The organism is Shewanella sp. 433, from assembly GCF_059338565.1.
Genome location: NZ_CM181703.1, coordinates 141,720 through 165,625, shown reverse-complemented (window position 1 = coordinate 165,625; position 23,906 = coordinate 141,720). Strand labels below are relative to the sequence as shown.

Here is a 23,906-nt window from a genome sequence, read left to right as displayed (position 1 = left end):
CGCAGCCATTATTTTCGGGGAGCTAATAGGCATGTCGCCTTTAGCGTTTGTACCCATACTTGAGGAAAATGTCTCATGGCAAAGAAAGTTGATGGTTACATCAAACTACAAGTAGCAGCCGGTGCTGCAAACCCGTCGCCACCAGTTGGCCCTGCATTGGGTCAGAAAGGTGTTAACATCATGGAATTCTGTAAAGCATTCAACGCTCGTACTGAGAAGTTCGAGAAAGGTATGCCAATTCCTGTTGTTATCACTGTTTACACTGATCGCTCTTTCACTTTTGAAACTAAGACTCCTCCAGCTTCGTTCCTACTGCTTAAAGCAGCGGGTCTTAAGTCTGGTTCAGGCCGTCCTAACACTGAAAAAGTGGGAACTATCAAGCGTAGCGCTGTCCAGGAAATCGCTGAGACTAAAGCCGCTGATATGACTGGTGCTGATATTGAAGCGATGATTCGCTCAATTGAAGGTACTGCGCGTTCAATGGGTTTGGTAGTAGAGGATTAATATCATGGCAAAGCTAACTAAACGCGCGCGTTTGATCCGCGAAAAAGTAGAAGTAACTAAGAGCTACGACATCAACGAAGCTGTTGCACTTCTTAAAGAACTAGCAACTGCTAAGTTCGTTGAGAGTGTAGACGTAGCGGTTAACCTAGGTGTTGACCCACGTAAATCTGACCAAAACGTGCGTGGTGCAACTGTACTTCCACACGGTACTGGTCGTGATGTACGTGTTGCTGTGTTCACTCAAGGCGCTAACGCTGACGCTGCTAAAGAAGCCGGTGCTGAACTTGTTGGTATGGATGACCTTGCTGCACAAGTTAAAGCTGGCGAAATGAACTTCGACGTAGTTATCGCATCTCCAGATGCAATGCGCGTTGTTGGTCAGTTAGGTCAAATCTTAGGCCCACGTGGTCTAATGCCTAACCCTAAAACTGGTACTGTGACTCCAAACGTTGCAGAAGCAGTTAAGAACGCTAAAGCAGGTCAAGTGCGTTATCGCAATGACAAGAACGGTATTATCCACACTACTATCGGTAAAGTGGATTTCGATACTGTTCAACTAAAAGAAAACCTAGAAGCTCTACTTGGCGCGCTTATCAAAGCTAAGCCAGCTGCTGCTAAAGGCGTTTTCGTTAAGAAAGTAAGCATCTCTACCACTATGGGTGCAGGTGTGGCAGTTGATCAGAGCACTCTGACTCCAGCAGCTTAATTTCTTGGCATGATTTTACAAAGTGGGCAAGTTAGCATATAATGCGCGCACTTTGTGGGTTGAGGTCTATTTTCGTACTACTTTTAGTATTACAGAATAGACCCTCGTCCAAGACCGTAGGTGTTAACGCAGTGCGCTAACTTAATTTCCTACGTAGACGGTGTCGGACCCCAGTTAGATTTTATTCTGCCTGGATATTCGCGCCGTAAGTAACTAAGTTAATTGACTTAGTTTGGTAATTGCTAGGGAATTCCCTAGATAGAATCCAGGAGTAAAGCCAATGGCATTAAGACTCGAAGACAAAAAAGCGATTGTTGCTGAAGTCAACGAAGCTGCCAAAGGTGCTTTATCTGCAGTTGTTGCCGATTCACGCGGTGTAACTGTAGGTGATATGACCGGTCTTCGTAAAGCCGCTCGTGAAGCTGGTGTGTACGTTAAAGTTGTACGTAACACTCTAGTTAAACGCGCTGTTGAAGGTACTGCTTTTGAGTGCCTTAGCGATACGTTTACAGGTCCTACTTTGATCGCATTCTCTAATGAGCATCCAGGTGCAGCAGCGCGTCTTCTTAAAGACTTCGCTAAAGTACAAGGTAACTTTGAGATCAAAGCAGCAGCCTTTGAAGGGGAACTAATCCCTGCAGATAACATTGATCGTTTAGCAAAACTACCAACATACGAAGAAGCACTAGCTCAGTTCATGATGACTCTAAAAGAAGCATCTGCAGGCAAGTTCGTTCGTACATTGGCCGCTCTACGCGATCAGAAAGAAGCTGCTTAATTTTACAAGCCGCTTAATTAAATTGAATTCAGTACAATTAGGAATTTTTTGTTATGTCTATCACTAAAGACCAAATCTTAGAAGCCCTTGCAGCAATGTCTGTAATGGAAGTTGTTGAACTAATCGAAGCAATGGAAGAGAAGTTCGGCGTTTCTGCCGCTGCTGCTGTTGTTTCTGGTGGTGGCGAAGCTGCTGCTGCTGAAGAGAAAACAGAATTCGACGTAATTCTTACTTCTCACGGTGACAACAAAGTTGCTGTTATTAAAGCACTTCGTGGCGCTACAGGTCTAGGCCTGAAAGAAGCTAAAGGTATGGCTGAATCTGCTCCAGTAGCAGTTAAAGAAGCTATCTCTAAAGAAGAAGCTGAAGCTCTTAAAACTGAACTTGAAGCAGCTGGTGCTGCAGTAGAGATCAAGTAAGTTATAATATAACTTACATCCCACCCGAGTCATCGGGCGGAGGCTGGCGGTTTTTTAACCGTCGGCCTTTTTTGCGCTGTAAGCGTTGGCGATTTTTTTTTCACCGTTTGTCGCCAGATTTTGCAGTCCCTAGCAGAGATTACTGGTTAGGTTCTTGCTTTCAACGGTGATGGGCAAACGTGCTGATTCAACCCCTTAGCGTTGATTCAGTCTTGGTCACATCTCGCAATCAGAGGAAACCCATGGTTTACTCCTATTCTGAAAAGAAGCGTATTCGCAAAGACTTTGGTAAGCGTCCACAAGTTTTGGATATCCCTTACCTATTGTCAATCCAGTTGGACTCCTTTAAGAAGTTCACCGATCAAGATCCTACAGGCGAGCGTGGTTTAGAAGCCGCTTTCCGTAGCGTTTTTCCCATCAAGAGCTTTTCTGGTAATTCTGAGCTGCAATATGTCAGCTATAAACTAGGTGAGCCTGTTTTTGATGTGAAAGAGTGTCAAATTCGCGGTGTTACATACTCAGCACCACTACGTGTTAAGTTACGTATGGTACTGTATGACCGTGAAGCGGCACCTGGCACAGTAAAAGATATTAAAGAACAAGAAGTCTATATGGGGGATATCCCTCTGATGACTGATAACGGTACTTTTGTTATCAATGGTACTGAGCGTGTTATCGTATCTCAGTTACACCGTAGTCCCGGTGTATTCTTCGATCACGACCGTGGTAAGACCCACTCTTCTGGTAAGGTGCTGTATAACGCACGTATTATTCCTTACCGTGGTTCATGGTTGGATTTTGAGTTCGATCCAAAAGATGCGCTATTTGTTCGTATTGACCGTCGTCGTAAACTTGCGGCGTCTATCATCCTACGTGCATTAGATTATTCTACCCAAGATATCTTAGATCTGTTCTTTGAACGTGTTCAATACAAGATCAAGAAAGATACCTTGGTGATGACGCTAGTTGCTGATCGCTTACGCGGTGAAACAGCCAGCTATGACATTAAAGACGCTGAAGGCACTATCTTAGTTGAGAAAGGTCGTCGCATTACTGCACGTCATATTCGTCAACTTGAGAAGACCAATACCACTGAGCTTGAAGTTCCAGTTGAGTACATCTCTGGTAAGATTGCGGCACAAGATTATATCGACCCAGATACGGGCGAAGTGTTGGTTTCTGCAAACGCAGAGATCAGCCTAGAAGATCTTGCTAAGCTTTCAATGGCTGGTATCAAAGAGATCGATACACTGTTCATCAACGAGCTTGATCACGGTGCATATATCTCTGACACGTTGCGTATCGATTCTACAACTAACCGCTTAGAAGCGTTAGTTGAGATCTACCGTATGATGCGTCCTGGCGAGCCACCAACCAAAGATGCTGCAGAAGCCCTATTCCAGAACTTGTTCTTTAGCGAAGAGCGCTATGATCTATCTAAAGTAGGTCGTATGAAGTTCAACCGTCGTCTCGGTATCGACGATGACGAAGGTACTGGCATTCTGACCAAAGAAGATATCGTTGCAGTAATGCAAAACATCATCAAGATCCGTAACGGTAATGATGAAGTCGATGATATCGATCACTTGGGCAACCGTCGTATCCGTAGTGTTGGCGAAATGGCTGAAAACCAGTTCCGTGTAGGTCTCGTTCGTGTAGAGCGTGCCGTACGTGAGCGTTTAAGCCTTGGCGATCTGAATGAGCTAATGCCTCAAGATCTGATCAACGCTAAGCCTATTTCTGCTGCAGTGAAAGAGTTCTTCGGTTCTTCTCAGCTGTCTCAGTTCATGGACCAAAACAACCCACTATCAGAAGTGACTCACAAGCGCCGTATTTCGGCTCTTGGTCCTGGTGGTTTGACACGTGAGCGTGCAGGTTTCGAAGTTCGAGACGTTCACCCAACTCACTATGGACGTCTATGTCCAATTGAGACCCCTGAAGGTCCAAACATTGGTCTAATCAACTCGTTAGCAAGCTTTGCTCGCACTAACTCTTATGGTTTCCTTGAAACACCTTACCGCAAGGTAATTGATGGTGTGATCACTGATCAAGTTGATTACTTGTCAGCAATCGAAGAGGGCCGTTACGTTATTGCACAGGCTAACATTGAGCTTGATGCCGATGGCCGTATGGTTGAAGAGCAAATTGCTTGTCGTCATAAGGGTGAATCTACCTTTATGCGCGCTGCCGACGTTCAATATATGGACGTATCGCCACAACAGATCATCTCAGTTGCTGCGTCACTGATCCCGTTCCTAGAACACGATGATGCTAACCGTGCATTGATGGGTGCGAACATGCAACGTCAAGCGGTTCCAACATTGCGCGCCGATAAGCCGCTGGTTGGTACGGGTATCGAACGTACGCTAGCGGTTGACTCAGGTGTTGTTGTTGCAGCTAAGCGTGGTGGTTATGTTGATTACGTTGACGCTAGCCGTATCGTAGTTAAGGTAAACGAAGCAGAATTGACTCCAGGTGAAGCTGGTATCGATATCTACAACTTGACCAAATACACTCGTTCTAACCAGAACACCTGTATTAATCAGCGTCCATGTTGCAGCGTTGGTGACCCAGTTGTTCGTGGTGACGTACTTGCCGATGGCCCATCTACCGATTTAGGTGATTTGGCACTTGGTCAGAACATGCGTATCGCGTTCATGCCCTGGAATGGTTACAACTTCGAGGATTCGATCTTAATCTCTGAGCGCGTTGCGCAAGAGGATCGTTTCACCACTATCCACATTCAAGAGCTTTCATGTATCGCTCGTGATACTAAGTTGGGTAGCGAAGAGATCACTGCTGATATTCCAAACGTAGGTGAGTCTGCGCTTTCTAAGCTAGATGAATCAGGTATCGTTTACATTGGTGCTGAAGTTAAGGGTGGCGACATCCTAGTGGGCAAAGTGACACCTAAAGGTGAAACTCAGCTAACGCCAGAAGAGAAGCTATTGCGTGCGATCTTCGGTGAAAAAGCATCTGATGTTAAAGATAGCTCACTACGTGTACCTAACTCAGTTAAAGGTACCATCATCGACGTTCAGGTATTTACCCGTGACGGCGTTGAGAAAGATAAGCGTGCGGTAGAAATCGAAGAGATGCATATCGCCCAGGCTAAGAAAGACCTCACTGAAGAATTTAAGATTCTTGAAGATGGTGTGATTGGCCGTGCTCGCAACCTATTAATAGGTGCTGGCTACACTGAAGCCCAGCTTGATGCCATTCCTCGTTCACAGTTGTTAGTGCAAACTATCGACGATGAAACTAAGCAAACTGAACTAGAACAGTTAGCTGAGCAAGCGGAAGAGCTAAAAGCTGACTTCGATAAGAAGTTCGAAGTTAAGCGTCGTAAGATCACTCAAGGTGATGACCTAGCGCCTGGCGTACTTAAGATTGTTAAGGTTTACCTAGCAGTTAAACGTACTATTCAGCCTGGTGATAAAATGGCGGGTCGTCACGGTAACAAGGGTGTTATCTCTAAGATTAACCCTGTAGAAGATATGCCGTACGACGAAAATGGTAACCCAGTGGACATCGTATTGAACCCACTAGGTGTACCATCGCGTATGAACATCGGTCAGGTTCTTGAAGTGCATTTAGGCGCAGCGGCGAAAGGTATCGGTGACAAGATCACTGCTATGCTAGAAGAGCAGCGCGAGCTTGCAGAGCTTCGTAACTACATCAAGCAAGTTTATGAACTTGGTGAAGACGTGCAACAGCGCGTTGATATCGATTCATTTACTGATGAAGAAGTTATTCGTCTTGCTAAGAACCTAAGAGGCGGTGTTCCGACTGCGACGCCAGCATTCGATGGTGCAAAAGAGAAAGAAATTAAGGAGATGCTTGAATTAGCTGGTCTTCCTACTTCTGGACAGCGCACCTTGTTTGATGGTCGTACCGGTAACCAATTTGAACGTCCAGTAACCGTAGGTTACATGTACATGCTTAAACTTAACCACTTGGTTGACGATAAGATGCACGCGCGTTCAACTGGTTCTTACAGTCTTGTTACTCAGCAACCACTGGGCGGTAAAGCTCAGTTTGGTGGTCAGCGTTTCGGTGAGATGGAAGTATGGGCACTTGAAGCATACGGTGCCGCTTACACTCTACAAGAGATGCTTACTGTTAAGTCTGATGATGTTAACGGTCGTACTCAGATGTATAAGAACATCGTCGACGGTAACCACCAGATGCAACCAGGTATGCCTGAGTCCTTCAACGTATTGCTGAAGGAGATCCGTTCACTCGGTATTAATATCGAGTTGGATCAAAAGTAAGACTTGGCCATCGCCGAAGTTTGGCAATAAACGGTGCTCCGCGCAAGCGGAGCACCCGGTTTAACTCCTTCAGGAGAGAAACGTGAAAGACTTATTAAAGTTTCTGAAACAGCAAAGCAAGACTGAAGAATTTGAAGGGATCAAGATTGGCCTAGCGTCGCCAGATCTCATCCGCTCTTGGTCATTTGGTGAAGTTAAGAAGCCAGAAACCATCAACTACCGTACTTTCAAGCCTGAGCGTGAAGGTTTGTTCTGTGCGCGTATTTTTGGTCCAGTAAAAGATTATGAATGTTTATGCGGTAAGTATAAGCGTCTTAAGCACCGTGGTGTGATCTGTGAAAAGTGTGGCGTAGAAGTTACCCAGACTAAAGTACGTCGTGAGCGTATGGGTCACATTGATCTAGCAAGCCCAGTGGCACACATTTGGTTCTTGAAATCACTGCCGTCCCGTATCGGTTTGATGCTAGATATGACACTGCGTGATATCGAACGTGTACTTTACTTCGAATCATTTGTTGTGATCGAGCCTGGCATGACCAGCCTTGAACGCGGCCAAATGCTGACTGAAGAAAATTACCTTGACGCACTCGAAGAGTACGGTGATGAGTTCGAAGCTAAGATGGGTGCAGAAGCAGTTCTTGAATTGCTACGTGCTATCGATCTTGAAAAAGAGATTGAGATGATGCGCGAAGAGTTGCCATCAATCAACTCTGAGACTCGTCGTAAGAAGATCACTAAGCGTCTTAAGCTCATTGAAGCGTTCTTCACTTCAGGCAACAAGCCTGAGTGGATGATCCTCAAAGTGCTACCGGTTCTGCCACCTGACTTGCGTCCTCTAGTTCCACTAGATGGCGGTCGTTTTGCTACGTCTGATTTGAACGACCTTTACCGTCGTGTGATCAACCGTAACAACCGTCTAAAGCGTCTATTAGACCTAGCTGCTCCAGACATCATCGTGCGCAACGAAAAGCGTATGTTGCAAGAGTCTGTTGATGCGCTACTAGATAATGGTCGTCGTGGTCGTGCTATTACTGGTTCTAACAAGCGTCCGCTTAAATCTTTGGCCGATATGATCAAAGGTAAGCAAGGTCGTTTCCGTCAGAACTTGCTAGGTAAACGTGTTGACTATTCTGGTCGTTCGGTAATTACCGTAGGTCCTACTTTACGTCTACACCAGTGTGGTCTTCCTAAGAAGATGGCACTTGAGCTATTTAAGCCATTCATCTATGGCAAGTTAGAAGGTCGTGGCCTAGCTACTACCATCAAAGCTGCTAAGAAGATGGTTGAACGTGAAGTACCTGAAGTATGGGACGTGCTAGATGACGTGATCCGCGAACATCCAGTGATGCTTAACCGTGCACCAACACTGCACAGATTGGGTATCCAGGCGTTCGAGCCTGTCCTTATTGAAGGTAAAGCGATTCAGCTACACCCACTCGTTTGTGCGGCATACAACGCCGACTTCGATGGTGACCAAATGGCTGTTCACGTGCCGCTAACGCTCGAAGCGCAGCTAGAAGCACGTTCACTAATGATGTCGACCAACAACATCCTTTCACCTGCAAACGGTGAGCCAGTGATCACACCGTCACAGGACGTTGTATTGGGTCTTTACTACACCAGTCGCGAGCGCGTGAATGGTTTAGGTGAAGGCATGGCGTTTGAATCTGTTGATGAAGTAGAAAAAGCTTACCGTACAGGTGTGGCTGAGCTACATGCGCGCGTTAAAGTACGTATCACAGAGACAACGATTGCTGACAATGGTGAGCGTACAGAAGCACGTCGTATCGTAGATACTACTGTGGGTCGTGCACTGTTGTCTCAGATTCTGCCAAAAGGCTTATCGTATGATTTGGTTAACCAAAACATGGGTAAGAAGCAGATCTCTAAGCTATTGAACACTTGTTACCGTCAACTAGGTCTTAAAGATACCGTTATCTTTGCTGACCAATTGATGTATACCGGTTTCCACTTTGCGACAGTATCGGGTGCCTCTGTTGGTATTAACGATATGGTTATTCCTGATGAGAAGTACACGCTTGTAGCAGATGCTGAAGCTGAAGTACTTGAGATTCAAGAACAGTTCCAGTCGGGTCTGGTTACCGCAGGTGAGCGTTATAACAAAGTCATCGATATCTGGGCAAGTGCGAACGAAAAAGTTTCTAAAGCGATGATGGATAACCTGTCTACTGAGACAGTGATTAACCGTGATGGTGAAGAAGAGACTCAAGCATCGTTCAACAGCATCTACATGATGGCCGACTCAGGCGCTCGTGGTAGTGCTGCACAGATTCGTCAGCTAGCGGGTATGCGTGGTCTGATGGCTAAGCCAGATGGCTCAATCATCGAAACCCCAATTACGGCTAACTTCCGTGAAGGTCTAAACGTACTCCAGTACTTTATCTCTACTCACGGTGCACGTAAGGGTCTAGCGGATACGGCACTTAAGACAGCGAACTCGGGTTACCTGACTCGCCGTCTAGTTGACGTTGCGCAAGACTTAGTTGTTATCGAAGACGATTGTGGTACCCACGAAGGTCTAACAATGAAGCCGCTGATTGAAGGTGGTGATGTTGTTGAGCCGTTACGTGAACGTGTGCTTGGTCGCGTAGTAGCAGAAGATGTTTACTACCCAGGTACAGAGAATGTACTTGTACCTCGTAACACCCTGCTTGATGAAGCATGGTGTGACACGTTAGAAGAGCATTCAATCGATGAGATGATCGTTCGTTCTGTTATTAGCTGTGATACTGACTTCGGTGTTTGTGCTGCTTGTTATGGTCGTGATTTGGCTCGTGGCCATATCATTAACCAAGGTGAAGCTATCGGTGTTGTTGCTGCTCAGTCAATTGGTGAGCCAGGTACACAGCTGACGATGCGTACCTTCCACATTGGTGGTGCGGCATCTCGAGCGTCTGCAGAAAACAACGTCCAAGTTAAGAATGCTGGTTCGCTAAAACTGCATAACGCTAAGCACGTTAAGAACAGTGTAGGCAAGCTGGTTATCGTATCGCGTTCATCAGAACTGGCTATCATTGATGAGCTAGGTCGTGAGAAAGAGCGTTACAAAGTCCCTTACGGTACCATCTTAGAAAAGTTAGAAGATGCATCAGTTAATCCTGGTGAAATCATCGCTAACTGGGATCCGCATACTCACCCAATCATCTCTGAAGTGGCGGGTAGTATCAAGTTCGTTGATATGATTGACGGTGTCACTATGACACGTCAAACCGATGAGCTAACGGGTCTGTCTTCGATTGTTGTGTTAGACGTTGGTCAACGTCCTGCAGCCGGTAAAGAGATGCGCCCTGCGATCCGTCTAGTGGGTGCCGATGGCAACGACTTGATGATCCCAGGTACTGAAGTACCAGCGCAATACTTCTTACCAGGTAAGGCGATTGTAAACCAAGACGATAATGCACCAATTAACGTTGGTGATGCGTTGGCACGTATTCCACAAGAATCGTCTAAGACGCGCGATATTACCGGTGGTCTACCACGCGTTGCCGACTTGTTTGAAGCGCGTAAACCAAAAGAGCCTGCAATTCTTGCTGAGTACTCAGGTACTATCTCGTTTGGTAAAGAGACCAAAGGCAAGCGTCGTCTAGTGATCACTCCTGCAGATGGTGGTAAGCCATATGAAGAGATGATTCCTAAGTGGCGTAACCTAAACGTGTTCGAAGGTGAAAAAGTCGAACGTGGTGAGGTTATTGCTGACGGTCCAGAAGCGGCGCACGATATCTTGCGTCTGCGTGGTATTCACAAAGTGGCTAACTATATCGTTAATGAAGTCCAAGACGTATACCGTCTACAGGGCGTAAAAATTAACGATAAGCACATTGAAGTGATTATCCGTCAGATGCTTCGTAAGTGCGAAATCACCGAAGCGGGTGATAGTGATTTCCTACCTGGTGAGCAAGTTGAAGTCTCGCGCGTTAAGATCGCTAACCGCGAACTTGAAGCGCAAGGTAAGGCACCAGCTAAGTTCGAACGTGAACTACTAGGTATCACTAAGGCTTCTCTGGCGACTGAGTCGTTTATCTCGGCTGCATCGTTCCAGGAAACGACACGCGTATTGACTGAAGCTGCCGTTGGCGGTAAGAGCGATAAGCTACGTGGCCTGAAAGAGAACGTGATTGTTGGTCGCTTGATTCCTGCCGGTACGGGTTATGCGTATCATCAGAAACGCAACCAAGTGAGTGCTAATAAAGGTCAAGCTGAAGAAGCTCCCGTTATTAGTGCAAGCGAAGCTGAGCAAAACTTGGCAGATCTGCTTAATCTAGCAGGTAGTGCTGAGTAATTAGCGCTTAAACGTAAACAGGTTGTAAAAAAGGCACCTAGGGTGCCTTTTTTTTACTTAAATTGGGTAAAAAGTTGGCTATTTCTTGACAGGAACTGATTACCTTTCTAAAATTTCGCGTCCCACACCTGTGGGATATAGATTTTTCACACCTTACTGTTGAGTTTATCAACTGATTCGGAGCTATACATGGCAACTGTAAACCAGTTGGTACGTAAGCCTCGCTCGCCAAAAGTCATCAAGACTGCTGTGCCAGCGTTGAATGCGTGTCCACAAAAACGTGGTGTTTGTACTCGCGTATACACAACCACACCAAAAAAACCTAACTCTGCACTACGTAAAGTAGCTCGTGTGCGTCTAACTAACGGGTTCGAAGTCACTTCGTACATCGGCGGTGAAGGCCACAACCTGCAGGAACACAGCGTGATTCTGATCCGTGGCGGTCGTGTAAAAGACTTACCAGGTGTTCGTTATCACACTGTACGTGGCGCATTAGACTGTGCTGGTGTTAGTGAGCGTCGTCAAGGACGTTCTAAGTACGGAGCTAAGCGTCCTAAGTCTTAACGTTTTCCGTTAAGTAAGGCCAAGCTAGAGACATATTGAGATTCCAGTTTTGGGGTCCCTGAAGCATACGGAGAAATTGTTATGCCAAGACGTCGCGTTGTAGGACAACGTAAAATCCTACCAGATCCAAAATTTCATAGTGAGTTGTTGGCTAAGTTCATCAACGTCATTATGCAGGACGGCAAAAAGTCGACTGCAGAAAAAATTATTTACAAGGCATTAGATGTTGTTGCTGAAAAGAAAGGCGAAGAGCATCTAACTATCCTTGAAGCAGCCCTGGATAACGTCCGTCCAACAGTCGAGGTTAAATCTCGTCGCGTTGGTGGTTCTACTTACCAGGTACCATGTGAAGTTCGTCCAGTGCGTCGTAACGCACTAGCGATGCGCTGGTTGGTTGAAGCTGCACGTAAGCGTGGTGAAAAATCTATGGCTCTACGTCTAGCTGGTGAAATGCTAGATGCTTCTGAAAATAAAGGAACTGCTGTTAAGAAGCGCGAAGACGTGCATCGTATGGCAGAAGCGAACAAAGCGTTTGCTCATTACCGCTGGTAATCTTTTGGTGCAGGCTATTGTCTGCACCACGTTTTACATGACCCAGGTATTTGCCTGGGTAAAGAGGGTTTAATCGTGGCTCGTACAACTCCTATTGAGCGCTACCGTAATATTGGTATTTGTGCTCACGTTGACGCAGGAAAGACCACAACTACAGAACGAGTACTGTTCTTCACTGGTATGTCTCATAAACTCGGTGAAGTCCATGATGGCGCAGCCACTATGGACTGGATGGAACAGGAGCAAGAGCGTGGTATCACTATCACCTCAGCTGCAACTACGACGTTCTGGCGCGGTATGGAAGCACAGTTCGCTGAGCACCGTATCAACATTATTGACACTCCTGGCCACGTTGACTTCACTATTGAAGTTGAGCGCTCGCTGCGTGTTCTAGATGGCGCTGTTGTCGTATTCTGTGGCGCATCGGGTGTTGAACCTCAGTCAGAAACTGTTTGGCGCCAAGCGGACAAGTATCACGTTCCTAGAATTGTATTCGTCAATAAGATGGATCGCTCTGGTGCGGATTTTGAACGTGTAGTTAAACAGATACGTACCCGTCTGGGAGCGACTTGTGTACCAATCCAAATGAGTATTGGTGCAGAAGAAGAGTTTAAAGGGGTCGTCGACCTGATCAAGATGAAAGCCATTAACTGGAATGAAGCTGATCAAGGTATGACCTTCACTTATGAAGATATTCCTGCAGAGCTCGCTGATAAAGCGGCTGAAATGCGTGAATATCTCGTTGAGAGTGCTGCTGAGGCCTCTGACGAACTGATGGACAAGTACCTAGAAGGTGGCGAGTTATCAGAAGCAGAGATTAAAGCCGCATTACGTAAACGAACTCTCGCTAATGAGATCGTACTTGCTACTTGTGGTTCTGCATTTAAGAACAAAGGTGTGCAAGCGGTACTCGATGCTGTTGTGGATTATTTACCGTCGCCTGTCGAAGTTCCGCCTATTAAGGGAATTGACGACAAAGAGCAAGAGGTTGAGCGTCCTGCGGACGACAATGCGCCTTTCTCTGCGCTAGCATTTAAAATTGCAACAGACCCATTCGTCGGAACCTTAACCTTTATACGTGTTTATTCTGGTGTATTGGAAACCGGTTCTGGTGTGTATAACTCGGTTAAGCAAAAACGTGAGCGTATCGGTCGTATGGTGCAGATGCATGCAAACGATCGTAACGAGATCAAAGAAGTGCGCGCTGGTGACATCGCCGCAGCTATAGGTCTTAAAGATGTCACCACTGGTGACACGCTCTGTGATGCTGACCATAAAGTTATACTCGAACGTATGGAGTTTCCTGAGCCCGTAATCACGATTGCTGTGGAGCCAAGATCCCAAGCCGACCAAGAAAAGATGGCTATTGCATTGCAAAAACTTGCTGCAGAAGACCCATCATTTCGCGTTGAGACTAACGAAGAGTCTGGTCAAATACTGATCTCCGGTATGGGTGAGTTACACTTGGACATTATTGTTGACCGTATGCGTCGCGAATTTAATGTTCAATGCAATGTGGGTAAACCACAAGTAGCGTATCGTGAAACTATTCGCTCGAGTGTAGAAGTTGAAGGCAAGTTCGTGCGCCAATCAGGTGGTCGAGGACAATTTGGTCACGTTTGGTTAAAGTTAGAACCGCAAGAAGAAGGTTTTGGCTATGAATTTGTCAACGAGATTGTTGGTGGTGTTATTCCAAAAGAATACATCCCTGCAGTAGATAAAGGTATCCAAGAGCAGATGAAGAACGGCGTTGTCGCTGGCTTCCCTGTGTTGGATGTCAAAGTCACTTTGTTTGACGGCTCATACCATGATGTCGATTCAAACGAGATGGCGTTCAAAGTCGCTGGTTCAATGGCTTTCAAGAAGGGCGCTCTAGAAGCTGACCCAGTGTTACTCGAACCTTGTATGAAGGTCGAAGTAACCACTCCTGAAGACTATATGGGCGATGTAGTAGGTGACTTGAATAGACGACGTGGCATGATTGAAGGAATGGACGACGGCATTGGCGGCGTTAAACTTATTCATGCTGTAGTACCTCTATCTGAAATGTTTGGTTACGCAACAGATTTGCGTAGTGCAACCCAGGGGCGCGCTTCATACTCTATGGAGTTTTTGAAGTACTCTGATGCACCGCAAAATGTCGCAAAATCTGTTGTAGACTCGCGCGGATAACCGCAAACTAGTCTATAACTCATATTGAATGCTATTGCTCAGCAACGCTGGGCATTTTCTGAAAAGAAAGGAATATATCGTGGCTAAAGAAAAATTTGAACGTAGTAAACCCCATGTTAACGTTGGCACCATCGGTCACGTTGACCATGGTAAAACTACTCTTACTGCAGCAATCTCTGCTGTATTAACTAAGACATACGGCGGTGAAGCTCGTAACTTCGCACAAATCGATAACGCTCCAGAAGAGCGTGAGCGCGGTATTACAATTAATACTTCTCACATCGAATATGACACTCCATCACGTCACTACGCACACGTAGACTGCCCAGGTCACGCGGATTATGTTAAAAACATGATCACTGGTGCTGCCCAAATGGACGGCGCGATCCTAGTAGTAGCTTCTACAGATGGTCCAATGCCACAGACTCGTGAGCACATCCTGCTTTCACGTCAGGTTGGCGTACCTTTCATCATCGTATTCATGAACAAGTGTGACATGGTTGATGACGAAGAGCTTCTAGAGCTAGTAGAAATGGAAGTTCGTGAACTTCTATCTGAATATGACTTCCCAGGTGATGACCTACCAGTTATCCAAGGTTCTGCGCTTAAAGCCCTAGAAGGCGAGCCAGAGTGGGAAGCTAAGATCATTGAGCTTGCAGAAGCACTAGATACTTATATTCCAGAGCCAGAGCGTGCAATTGACGGTGCATTCATTCTTCCAATCGAAGACGTATTCTCAATCGCTGGCCGTGGTACTGTTGTAACTGGTCGTGTAGAGCGCGGTGTCATCAAAGTAGGTGAAGAAGTAGAAATCGTTGGTATTCGCGATACTACTAAGACCACTTGTACTGGTGTTGAAATGTTCCGTAAACTGCTTGACGAAGGTCGTGCAGGCGAGAACTGTGGTGTACTACTACGTGGTACTAAGCGTGACGAAGTTGAGCGTGGTCAAGTATTGGCTAAGCCTGGTTCAATCACTCCACACACAACATTCCAGTCAGAAATCTATGTTCTGTCAAAAGAAGAAGGCGGACGTCACACTCCATTCTTCAAAGGTTACCGTCCACAGTTCTACTTCCGTACAACAGACGTAACCGGTACTATCGAGTTGCCAGAAGGCGTAGAGATGGTAATGCCTGGTGATAACGTACAGATGACAGTAACACTAATCTGCCCAATCGCGATGGACGAAGGTTTACGCTTCGCAATCCGTGAAGGTGGCCGTACAGTTGGTGCTGGTGTTGTAGCTAAGATCATTGCTTAATCGCAAAGTGTCTTAACACAATACTGAAAAAGGCAGCTTAGGCTGCCTTTTTTATTGGTAATTTTGTATAGATACAAAGACTAGCTTTCTGGATGTGGATGGGTATAATAACGGCCACGTTTGAGAGTTACTGCCAATGTGGTGTTAATTCATTCAACGGGGTTGATCTCTATGTGCAGATCAGTATAATACCCCCTCTCGCCTTAACCATTAGGCGGGTAAATTGTCGGTTCTAGAAGCCGACGTAAAATAATACAGCGACTCCGATTTGGAGTCGAACGGTTAAATCATCTCGCTCTGCTTTTCCAGTAAGGAAGAAGCTAGAGGGTGATTTTTTATGTGTCCATTTTAGGAGCTCTGGTCAATGCAGAACCAAAGAATCCGTATCCGCTTAAAAGGATTTGATCATCGTCTGATCGATCAGTCTACTGCGGAAATCGTTGAAACTGCTAAGCGCACAGGCGCCCAGGTACGTGGTCCAATTCCACTACCAACGCGCAAAGAGCGTTATACCGTTTTGATCTCTCCACACGTTAATAAAGATGCGCGTGATCAGTACGAACTTCGTACTCATAAGCGTCTTGTTGACATCGTAGAGCCGACTGAGAAGACTGTAGATGCATTGATGCGTCTAGATCTTGCGGCAGGTGTTGACGTTCAAATTAGCTTAGGTTAATTGAGATCCTTAGAAGAGGTTTGAGAGATGGCTATCGGTCTTATCGGTCGTAAAGTAGGTATGACTCGCATCTTCACTGAAGATGGTGCGTCAATACCTGTAACAGTAATTGAAATTGCAGCTAACCGCGTTGCTCAAGTGAAAACTTTAGAAACAGACGGCTACCGTGCACTTCAAGTTACTACTGGTACCAAAAAAGCTAATCGCATCACTAAACCAGAAGCAGGTCACTTTGCTAAGGCAGGCGTTGAAGCCGGTCGTGGTTTGTGGGAAGTGCGTTTGGCAGATGGTGAAGGCGAAGGCATTGAAGTTGGTGCCGAGCTTAATGTTGATATCTTCGCTGACGTAGCGAAAGTTGATGTTACTGGTCAATCAAAAGGTAAAGGTTTCCAAGGCGGTATTAAGCGTTGGAATTTCCGTACCCAAGATGCAACACATGGTAACTCATTGGCACATAGAGCTAACGGTTCTATCGGTCAAAACCAAACACCTGGTCGCGTTTTCAAAGGTAAGAAAATGTCAGGCCACATGGGTGCCGAGCGTGTTACTACTCAAAATCTAGACGTTGTACGTGTAGATGTTGAACGTAACTTGCTATTGGTTAAGGGTGCAGTTCCAGGCGCTACTAATGGCGACCTGATCATCAAGCCTGCCGTTAAAGCTTAGGTCTGAGGAGATAGTAATGGAATTGGTATTGAAAGACGCACAGAGTGCTCTTGAAGTTTCCGAAACTACCTTCGGCCGTGACTTTAATGAAGCACTGGTTCATCAGGTAGTTGTAGCATACGCTGCAAACGCGCGTCAGGGCACTCGTGCTCAAAAGACTCGCGCAGAAGTAACTGGCTCTGGCAAAAAGCCATGGCGCCAAAAAGGTACAGGCCGTGCACGTGCCGGTACCGTTAAAGGTCCAATCTGGCGTGGCGGTGGCGTAACATTCGCTGCTAAAGCACAAGATCACAGCCAAAAAGTTAACAAGAAGATGTACCGCGGAGCGCTTAAGAGCATTCTGTCTGAATTAGTACGTCAAGATCGCCTTGTTGTCGTTGAGTCATTTGGTGTTGAAGCTCCTAAAACTAAAGAGCTGAAAGCTAAATTGGCAGAAATGAACCTGGAAGACGTTTTAATTGTTACTCCAGAAATTGACGAGAACTTGTTCTTAGCTGCACGCAACCTATACAAAGTTGACGTTCGTGACGTTGCTGGTATCGACCCAGTTAGCCTAATCGCGTTCAACAAAGTACTAGTTACTGCCGATGCTATTAAGCAAATCGAGGAGATGCTGGGATGATAAGCGAAGAACGTTTGCTAAAAGTTATTCTAGCGCCACACATCTCTGAAAAGAGTACTGTATGCGCTGAAAATAACAACACGGTTGTTTTCCGTGTGGCTATCGATGCGACTAAAGCTGAAGTTAAAGCTGCAGTAGCTAAGTTGTTCGAAGTTGAAGTAGATTCAGTTCGCACTTTGGTTAACAAAGGTAAAACTAAGCGTCACGGTGCCCGTACTGGCCGTCGTAGCGATTGGAAAAAAGCCTATGTGACTTTAGCTGCTGGTGCTGATATCGATTTCGTCGGCGCTGAGTAAGCAAAGGAGAATTATCATGGCAGTTATTAAGTGTAAGCCAACCTCTGCTGGTCGTCGCCACGTAGTTAAAGTGGTAAACAGCGATCTGCACAAGGGTAAACCTTTTGCTGGCTTGTTGGCGAAAAAGTCTAAAAGTGGTGGCCGTAACAATACTGGTCGCATCACTGTTCGTCACGTAGGTGGTGGACATAAGCAGCATTACCGTATTGTTGACTTCAAGCGCAACAAAGACGGTATCCCTGCAAAAGTTGAACGTTTGGAATATGATCCAAACCGTACAGCTAACATCGCACTTGTTTTGTATGCTGATGGTGAGCGTCGTTATATCCTTGCTGCTAAAGGCATGCAAGCTGGAGATAAGATCCAGTCAGGTATCGATGCAGAAATCAAAGCGGGTAACGCTTTGCCATTACGCAACATCCCAGTAGGTAGTGTTGTTCACGCAGTCGAAATGAAGCCTGGTAAAGGTGCTCAAATCGCTCGTTCAGCCGGTACTTATGTGCAAGTTGTTGCTCGTGATGGCGCTTACGCTACTCTACGTCTTCGCTCTGGCGAAATGCGTAAAGTACCTGTAGATTGCCGCGCGACATTAGGTGAAGTTGGTAATGCCGAACACATGCTACGCCAGTTAGGTAAAGCAGGTGCTAAGCGCTGGAGAGGCGTACGCCCAACAGTGCGTGGTGTTGCAATGAACCCTGTAGACCATCCACATGGTGGTGGTGAAGGCCGTACTTCTGGTGGCCGTCATCCGGTTTCTCCATGGGGTGTCCCAACTAAGGGTTATAAGACCCGTAGTAATAAACGCACCGACAAGTACATTGTACGTCGTCGTAACAAAAAGTAAGAGGATTCGCCATGCCACGTTCTCTCAAGAAAGGTCCATTCATTGACCTACACTTGCTGAAGAAGGTAGAGAAAGCGATGGAAGCGGGTGACAAAAAGCCTATTAAGACTTGGTCTCGCCGCTCTATGATCATCCCTAACATGATTGGGTTGACCATCGCTGTCCATAATGGTCGTCAGCACGTACCTGTGTTCGTAACTGACGAAATGATCGGCCACAAGCTTGGTGAATTTTCACCAACTCGCACTTATCGCGGCCATGCTGCTGATAAGAAAGCGAAGAAGCGTTAATACGGGAGACTCAAGATGGAAGTTTTAGCTAAACATCGTTTTGCCCGTACGTCGCCTCAAAAGTGTCGTTTGGTTGCAGATCAAATCCGTGGACTGCCTGTTGCTAAGGCTCTCGAAATTTTAACTTTCAGCCCTAAGAAAGCAGCTGTACTTGTCAAAAAAGTACTTGATTCTGCTATCGCTAATGCTGAGCACAATGAAGGTGCTGACATTGACGAGCTGAAAGTTGGAAAAGTCTTTGTAGACGAAGGTCCAACAATGAAGCGTATCATGCCACGTGCTAAAGGCCGTGCTGATCGTATAATCAAGCGTACCAGCCACATCACTGTGGTTGTATCAGATCGCTAGGAGTTAGCAATGGGACAGAAAGTACATCCTAATGGTATCCGTCTGGGTATCACTAAGCCTTGGATCTCGACTTGGTACGCTGATAAATCAGATTATGCCAATAACTTGAGCAGCGACTGGGAAGTGCGTAAGTTTCTAGAAAAGAAACTTAAGCAAGCCTCAGTTTCTAAGATTGTTATCGAGCGTCCAGCTAAGAGTGTTCGTGTTACTATTCACACTGCCCGTCCAGGTGTTGTGATTGGTAAGAAAGGCGAAGACGTTGAAAAATTGCGCAACGAAGTTGCCAAGTTGACTGGTATTCCAGCTCAAATCAACATCGCTGAGATCCGTAAGCCTGAGCTAGATGCGAAGCTTGTTGCCGAAGGCATCGCTTCACAGCTAGAGCGTCGTGTTATGTTCCGTCGTGCGATGAAGCGCGCAGTACAAAATGCAATGCGTCTTGGTGCCAAAGGTATCAAAGTTGAAGTGAGCGGCCGTCTAGGCGGTGCTGAGATTGCGCGTTCGGAGTGGTATCGTGAAGGTCGTGTGCCTCTACATACACTGCGTGCTGATATCGACTACTCTACTGCAGAAAGTCACACTCAATACGGTGTGATCGGCGTTAAAGTTTGGGTCTTCAAAGGTGAAGTCCTAGATGGCGTTGTTCCTGCGCATGAAGAGCCGAAACAGCAGCCGAAGCGTAAGCCTCGCGGTAAATAGGAGAGCTGGCAATGCTGCAACCAAAACGAATGAAGTTTCGTAAAATGTTCAAAGGCCGTAACCGCGGTCTAGCGAACGGCACTGAAGTTAGCTTCGGTGAATTCGGTCTGAAAGCTGTTGGACGTGGTCGTCTTACTGCTCGTCAAATCGAATCTGCGCGTCGTGCGATGACACGTCACATTAAACGTCAAGGTCAAATTTGGATTCGCGTTTTCCCTGACAAGCCAATTACCTCTAAGCCTCTTGAAGTGCGTATGGGTAAAGGTAAGGGTAACGTTGAATACTGGGTTTGCCAGATTCAACCTGGTAAGGTTCTTTACGAGATGAATGGTGTATCTGAAGTTCTAGCGCGTGAAGCGTTTGCTTTAGCTGCGGCCAAGCTTCCGATTAAGACTACCTTCGTAACTAAGACGGTGATGTAATGAAAGCGAGCGAACTAACACAGAAGAGCGTTGAAGAATTGAACGCTGAACTGCTTGGTCTGCTGCGTGAGCAGTTTAATCTGCGTATGCAACACGCCACTGGTCAGTTGACTCAAACTCATCAGCTTAAAATCGTGCGTCGTAACATTGCGCGCGTTAAGACCATTATTACTTCTAAGGCGGGTGCATAATGACTGATAAAATCCGTACTATGCAGGGTCGAGTAATTAGCAACAAGATGGACAAGTCTATCACTGTCGCTATTGAGCGTATGGTTAAACATCCTTTATATGGGAAGTTTATCAAGCGTACTACTAAGATTCATGCACATGACGAAACAAATCAGTGTAATGCTGGCGATATCGTGACTATTCGCGAATGCCGTCCGCTGTCTAAGACTAAGTCTTGGACTCTGGTTGAAGTAGTAACGAAAGCCTAATTTATTTAGGTATTAGTGAAACGGCTCCTTCAACTGGGGCCGTTTTTATTTTTAGTACTATCTATTCCTATTTTTGGGTGTTATACTTGCGCGCCTTTTTAGACAATAATGTCGTCTAAATTGGTTAAAATATGCCCCAAATGTGGGATTTGTGAAGTAACGATAGCGGAGCACTTAAAATGATCCAAATGCAATCGACTCTAGAAGTCGCCTGTAATAGCGGCGCTCGTAGAGTTCAGTGTATTAAGGTCTTGGGTGGCTCTCATCGTCGTTATGCCGGTATCGGCGACGTCATCAAGGTTTCTGTAAAAGAAGCAATTCCTCGCGGTAAAGCGAAGAAAGGTGATGTGTATAACGCGGTGGTAGTCCGTACTAAGAAAGGCGTTCGTCGTCCAGATGGTTCTGTCATTCGCTTCGATCGGAATGCAGCGGTATTGCTTAACGCAAACCTAGCACCGATTGGTACTCGTATCTTTGGACCAGTGACGCGTGAATTGCGTACCGAACAATTTATGAAAATTGTTTCTCTGGCACCAGAAGTACTGTAAGGAGCTTCAAAATGGCAGCTAAAATCCGTCGTGAAGACGAAGTAATTGTACTAGCAGGTAAAGACAAGGGTAAACGCGGTAAGGTTTCTCGAGTTTTGCCAACTGGTAAATTAATTGTAGAAGGCATCAATCTTGTCAAGAAGCACCAGAAGCCTAACCCACAAATGGGTGTGACTGGTGGTATTGTTGAGAAAGAAGCACCAATACAAGCATCAAATGTAGCGATTTTCAACTCTGCCACTGGCAAAGCTGATCGCGTTGGTTTCCGATTTGAAGACGGTCAAAAAGTCCGTTTCTTTAAGTCGAACAGTGAACTCGTTAAGTAATTGGAGTAAACGATGGCGAAACTGCATGATAAATATAAAGAGACTGTTGTCGCTGAACTTGCAAAGAAGTTCGGTTATACCAGTGTCATGCAAGTCCCTCGGATTGAGAAAATCACCCTTAATATGGGTGTTGGCGAAGCTGTAGCAGATAAGAAAGTTATGGAGCATGCGCTTCGTGACATGACTGCTATTGCTGGTCAAAAGCCAGTAGTAACTGTTGCTCGTAAATCAGTTGCTGGTTTTAAAATCCGTGATGGCTACCCGATCGGCTGTAAGGTAACTCTGCGTGGCGAACGCATGTGGGAGTTCCTTGAGCGTTTAGTTGATATCGCAATCCCGCGTATCCGTGACTTCCGTGGTTTGAGCGCTAAGTCGTTCGACGGACGCGGTAACTACGCAATGGGTGTACGTGAGCAAATTATCTTCCCGGAAATCGAGTACGATAAAATCGATAAAATCCGTGGTATGGATATTGTTATCACTACTACTGCGAAGAATGACGAAGAAGGCCGTGCTTTACTAGACGCCTTTAACTTCCCATTCAAGAAATAAGGGTAGCGAAATGGCAAAAAGTTCAATGAAAGCACGTGAAGCAAAACGTGCCAAGCTCGTGGCTAAGTATGCTGAACAGCGTCTAGCTCTTAAGGCTATCATTAGCAGTCCAACTACTTCTGATGAAGATCGTTGGGATGCAGTTCTTAAGCTGCAAGGCCTACCACGTGACTCAAGTTCTGCGCGTCAGCGCAATCGTTGTAGTCAAACTGGTCGCCCACATGGTTTCCTACGCAAGTTCGGCTTAAGCCGTATTAAATTGCGTGAAGCTACCATGCGTGGTGAAGTTCCTGGCCTGCGTAAGGCCAGCTGGTAATACTTGTCACGGAGTAAGCTAATATGAGCATGCAAGATCCAATTGCGGATATGTTAACTCGCATTCGTAACGGCCAAGCTGCTAACAAAGTATCAGTATCTATGCCTTCTAATAAGCTAAAAGTTGCTATTGCACAGACGCTTAAAGAAGAAGGTTATATTGCTGACTACGCCGTAGCAGGCGAAGCTAAGCCGGTTTTAGAAATCACTTTAAAGTATTTCCAAGGCCAACCAGTCGTTGAGACTATCCAGCGCGTAAGTCGTCCTGGTCTTCGTATTTACAAAGGTAAAAACGAACTTCCAAAGGTGATGGGCGGACTGGGTGTCGCAATCGTGTCCACTTCTAAAGGTTTGATGACTGATCGTACTGCCCGCCAAAATGGCATGGGTGGGGAAGTTATCTGCTACGTAGCATAAGGAGCTAGCAATGTCTCGTGTCGCAAAAGCACCAGTCGCTATTCCTGCAGGCGTAGAAGTGACTTTAAACGAACAAACTATCACCGTAAAAGGTTCTAAAGGTAGTTTGACTCGAGTAATTAACGCTGATGTTTCTGTTGTTGTAGAAAACAATGAAGTTAAGTGTTCACCAGTTGAAGGCGCTAAAACCGCTGCACAAGCTGGTACTGCTCGAGCTCTAATCAACAACATGGTTGTTGGTGTTCACGAAGGATTCGAAAGAAAACTGACTCTAGTAGGTGTTGGTTACCGTGCAAAAATTGCTGGTAACGGTATCGACTTGACTCTAGGTTTCTCTCACCCTCTAGTACACCAGCTTCCTGACGGCGTAACTGCAGAGTGCCCAAGTCAAACTGAAATCGTACTGAAAGGTACTGATAAGCAGTTGATTGGCCAAGTTGCTGCAGAGATTCGTGGCTACCGTCCACCAGAACCTTATAAAGGTAAAGGTGTTCGTTATGCTGATGAACAAGTACGCCGTAAAGAGGCTAAGAAGAAGTAGGTAACGCGATATGGATAAGAAAACATCTCGCTTACGCCGCGCTACTCGCGCCCGTAAGAAGATCCAAGAGCTGGGCGTTAACCGTCTGGTTGTACATCGTACACCACGTCACACGTACGCACAGGTTATTGATGCCAACGCGCAAGTTGTGGCGGCAGCTTCTACTGCTGAGAAAGCGGTATCAGAGCAGCTTAAATACACAGGTAACGTTGATGCAGCAAAAGTAGTGGGTAAAACCGTTGCAGAGCGTGCTATCGAAAAAGGCGTAACTGTAGTTGCATTCGATCGTTCCGGCTTTAAGTATCACGGACGCGTTGCTGCATTAGCAGACGCAGCTCGTGAAGCTGGCCTACAGTTCTAAGGAATGATTAA

28 protein-coding genes are annotated in these 23,906 nt (G+C 46.1%); all 28 read left to right on the top strand.

The features are described from left to right. Positions 1-75 precede the first annotated feature (75 nt). The 28 genes from rplK (at position 76) to rplR (ending at position 23,895) form a co-directional block, all read left to right on the top strand. Positions 76-504: a 50S ribosomal protein L11 gene (gene rplK, locus AC5YB1_RS00800; RefSeq protein WP_110456995.1), complete on the top strand. Its 429-nt coding sequence runs from the start codon at positions 76-78 to the stop codon at positions 502-504. A gap of 4 nt (positions 505-508) precedes the next feature. After that, on the top strand, positions 509-1,210 hold the full coding sequence (gene rplA / locus AC5YB1_RS00795) for a 50S ribosomal protein L1 (RefSeq protein ID WP_494520356.1): 702 nt from the start codon (positions 509-511) through the stop codon (positions 1,208-1,210). Between the two features lie 280 nt (positions 1,211-1,490). Continuing rightward, complete coding sequence (gene rplJ / locus AC5YB1_RS00790) at positions 1,491-1,988, top strand: 50S ribosomal protein L10 (RefSeq protein WP_110456993.1); 498 nt, start codon at positions 1,491-1,493, stop codon at positions 1,986-1,988. Between the two features lie 53 nt (positions 1,989-2,041). After that, the gene (gene rplL / locus AC5YB1_RS00785) at positions 2,042-2,407 is read left to right on the top strand and encodes a 50S ribosomal protein L7/L12 (RefSeq protein ID WP_028767981.1); all 366 of its coding nucleotides are present in this window, start codon (positions 2,042-2,044) and stop codon (positions 2,405-2,407) included. A 242-nt stretch (positions 2,408-2,649) separates the two neighbouring features. Next, positions 2,650-6,681 carry a DNA-directed RNA polymerase subunit beta gene (gene rpoB, locus AC5YB1_RS00780; protein ID WP_494520355.1) on the top strand — a complete coding sequence of 1,344 codons (4,032 nt, stop codon included), beginning with the start codon at positions 2,650-2,652 and terminating at the stop codon, positions 6,679-6,681. 82 nt (positions 6,682-6,763) lie between these two features. Continuing rightward, positions 6,764-10,981, top strand: a complete 4,218-nt coding sequence (rpoC, locus tag AC5YB1_RS00775) for a DNA-directed RNA polymerase subunit beta' (protein WP_494520354.1) — start codon at positions 6,764-6,766, stop codon at positions 10,979-10,981. Between the two features lie 189 nt (positions 10,982-11,170). Continuing rightward, positions 11,171-11,545, top strand: coding sequence for a 30S ribosomal protein S12 (rpsL, locus tag AC5YB1_RS00770; protein ID WP_069670836.1), 375 nt, complete (start codon positions 11,171-11,173; stop codon positions 11,543-11,545). Between the two features lie 81 nt (positions 11,546-11,626). Then, positions 11,627-12,097, top strand: coding sequence for a 30S ribosomal protein S7 (gene rpsG / locus AC5YB1_RS00765; RefSeq protein WP_110456990.1), 471 nt, complete (start codon positions 11,627-11,629; stop codon positions 12,095-12,097). 75 nt (positions 12,098-12,172) lie between these two features. Next, complete coding sequence (gene fusA / locus AC5YB1_RS00760; RefSeq protein ID WP_494520353.1) at positions 12,173-14,269, top strand: elongation factor G; 2,097 nt, start codon at positions 12,173-12,175, stop codon at positions 14,267-14,269. A gap of 79 nt (positions 14,270-14,348) precedes the next feature. Further along, positions 14,349-15,533 (top strand): elongation factor Tu, encoded by a 1,185-nt coding sequence (gene tuf / locus AC5YB1_RS00755; protein WP_494520352.1) that lies wholly within the window; start codon positions 14,349-14,351, stop codon positions 15,531-15,533. A 364-nt stretch (positions 15,534-15,897) separates the two neighbouring features. Then, positions 15,898-16,209: a 30S ribosomal protein S10 gene (gene rpsJ, locus AC5YB1_RS00750; RefSeq protein ID WP_011070616.1), complete on the top strand. Its 312-nt coding sequence runs from the start codon at positions 15,898-15,900 to the stop codon at positions 16,207-16,209. 27 nt (positions 16,210-16,236) lie between these two features. Beyond that, complete coding sequence (gene rplC / locus AC5YB1_RS00745) at positions 16,237-16,875, top strand: 50S ribosomal protein L3 (protein ID WP_110456984.1); 639 nt, start codon at positions 16,237-16,239, stop codon at positions 16,873-16,875. Positions 16,876-16,891: 16 nt separating this feature from the next. Continuing rightward, entirely contained in the window at positions 16,892-17,497 is a 606-nt protein-coding gene (gene rplD, locus AC5YB1_RS00740) for a 50S ribosomal protein L4 (RefSeq protein ID WP_110456983.1), read from the top strand. Continuing rightward, positions 17,494-17,793: a 50S ribosomal protein L23 gene (gene rplW, locus AC5YB1_RS00735; protein ID WP_011863968.1), complete on the top strand. Its 300-nt coding sequence runs from the start codon at positions 17,494-17,496 to the stop codon at positions 17,791-17,793. The genes rplD and rplW overlap by 4 nt, the downstream gene beginning before the upstream one ends. Before the next feature lie 16 nt (positions 17,794-17,809). Further along, the gene (rplB, locus tag AC5YB1_RS00730) at positions 17,810-18,637 is read left to right on the top strand and encodes a 50S ribosomal protein L2 (protein WP_028764679.1); all 828 of its coding nucleotides are present in this window, start codon (positions 17,810-17,812) and stop codon (positions 18,635-18,637) included. An 11-nt stretch (positions 18,638-18,648) separates the two neighbouring features. Next, positions 18,649-18,927 carry a 30S ribosomal protein S19 gene (gene rpsS, locus AC5YB1_RS00725; RefSeq protein WP_006083596.1) on the top strand — a complete coding sequence of 93 codons (279 nt, stop codon included), beginning with the start codon at positions 18,649-18,651 and terminating at the stop codon, positions 18,925-18,927. A 15-nt stretch (positions 18,928-18,942) separates the two neighbouring features. Further along, positions 18,943-19,275: a 50S ribosomal protein L22 gene (rplV, locus tag AC5YB1_RS00720; RefSeq protein ID WP_011863971.1), complete on the top strand. Its 333-nt coding sequence runs from the start codon at positions 18,943-18,945 to the stop codon at positions 19,273-19,275. Between the two features lie 9 nt (positions 19,276-19,284). Further along, positions 19,285-19,974: a 30S ribosomal protein S3 gene (rpsC, locus tag AC5YB1_RS00715; RefSeq protein WP_110456982.1), complete on the top strand. Its 690-nt coding sequence runs from the start codon at positions 19,285-19,287 to the stop codon at positions 19,972-19,974. An 11-nt stretch (positions 19,975-19,985) separates the two neighbouring features. Next, positions 19,986-20,396, top strand: a complete 411-nt coding sequence (gene rplP / locus AC5YB1_RS00710) for a 50S ribosomal protein L16 (protein WP_494520351.1) — start codon at positions 19,986-19,988, stop codon at positions 20,394-20,396. Then, positions 20,396-20,587, top strand: a complete 192-nt coding sequence (rpmC, locus tag AC5YB1_RS00705) for a 50S ribosomal protein L29 (protein ID WP_011863974.1) — start codon at positions 20,396-20,398, stop codon at positions 20,585-20,587. Before rplP ends, rpmC begins: the two co-directional genes overlap by 1 nt. Further along, complete coding sequence (gene rpsQ / locus AC5YB1_RS00700) at positions 20,587-20,835, top strand: 30S ribosomal protein S17 (protein ID WP_110456980.1); 249 nt, start codon at positions 20,587-20,589, stop codon at positions 20,833-20,835. The genes rpmC and rpsQ overlap by 1 nt, the downstream gene beginning before the upstream one ends. Before the next feature lie 179 nt (positions 20,836-21,014). Beyond that, positions 21,015-21,383, top strand: a complete 369-nt coding sequence (gene rplN, locus AC5YB1_RS00695) for a 50S ribosomal protein L14 (RefSeq protein ID WP_011863976.1) — start codon at positions 21,015-21,017, stop codon at positions 21,381-21,383. An 11-nt stretch (positions 21,384-21,394) separates the two neighbouring features. Continuing rightward, a complete protein-coding gene (rplX, locus tag AC5YB1_RS00690; protein WP_475515507.1) occupies positions 21,395-21,709 on the top strand; it encodes a 50S ribosomal protein L24 in 315 nt (104 codons plus the stop codon). A 12-nt stretch (positions 21,710-21,721) separates the two neighbouring features. Continuing rightward, positions 21,722-22,261 carry a 50S ribosomal protein L5 gene (gene rplE / locus AC5YB1_RS00685; RefSeq protein ID WP_110456978.1) on the top strand — a complete coding sequence of 180 codons (540 nt, stop codon included), beginning with the start codon at positions 21,722-21,724 and terminating at the stop codon, positions 22,259-22,261. Between the two features lie 10 nt (positions 22,262-22,271). Continuing rightward, complete coding sequence (gene rpsN / locus AC5YB1_RS00680) at positions 22,272-22,577, top strand: 30S ribosomal protein S14 (protein ID WP_110456977.1); 306 nt, start codon at positions 22,272-22,274, stop codon at positions 22,575-22,577. A gap of 23 nt (positions 22,578-22,600) precedes the next feature. Beyond that, entirely contained in the window at positions 22,601-22,993 is a 393-nt protein-coding gene (gene rpsH, locus AC5YB1_RS00675; RefSeq protein WP_110456976.1) for a 30S ribosomal protein S8, read from the top strand. A gap of 10 nt (positions 22,994-23,003) precedes the next feature. Next, positions 23,004-23,534 (top strand): 50S ribosomal protein L6, encoded by a 531-nt coding sequence (gene rplF, locus AC5YB1_RS00670; RefSeq protein ID WP_494520350.1) that lies wholly within the window; start codon positions 23,004-23,006, stop codon positions 23,532-23,534. A 10-nt stretch (positions 23,535-23,544) separates the two neighbouring features. Beyond that, entirely contained in the window at positions 23,545-23,895 is a 351-nt protein-coding gene (gene rplR / locus AC5YB1_RS00665) for a 50S ribosomal protein L18 (RefSeq protein WP_028764670.1), read from the top strand. The last annotated feature ends 11 nt before the right edge of the window (positions 23,896-23,906 follow it).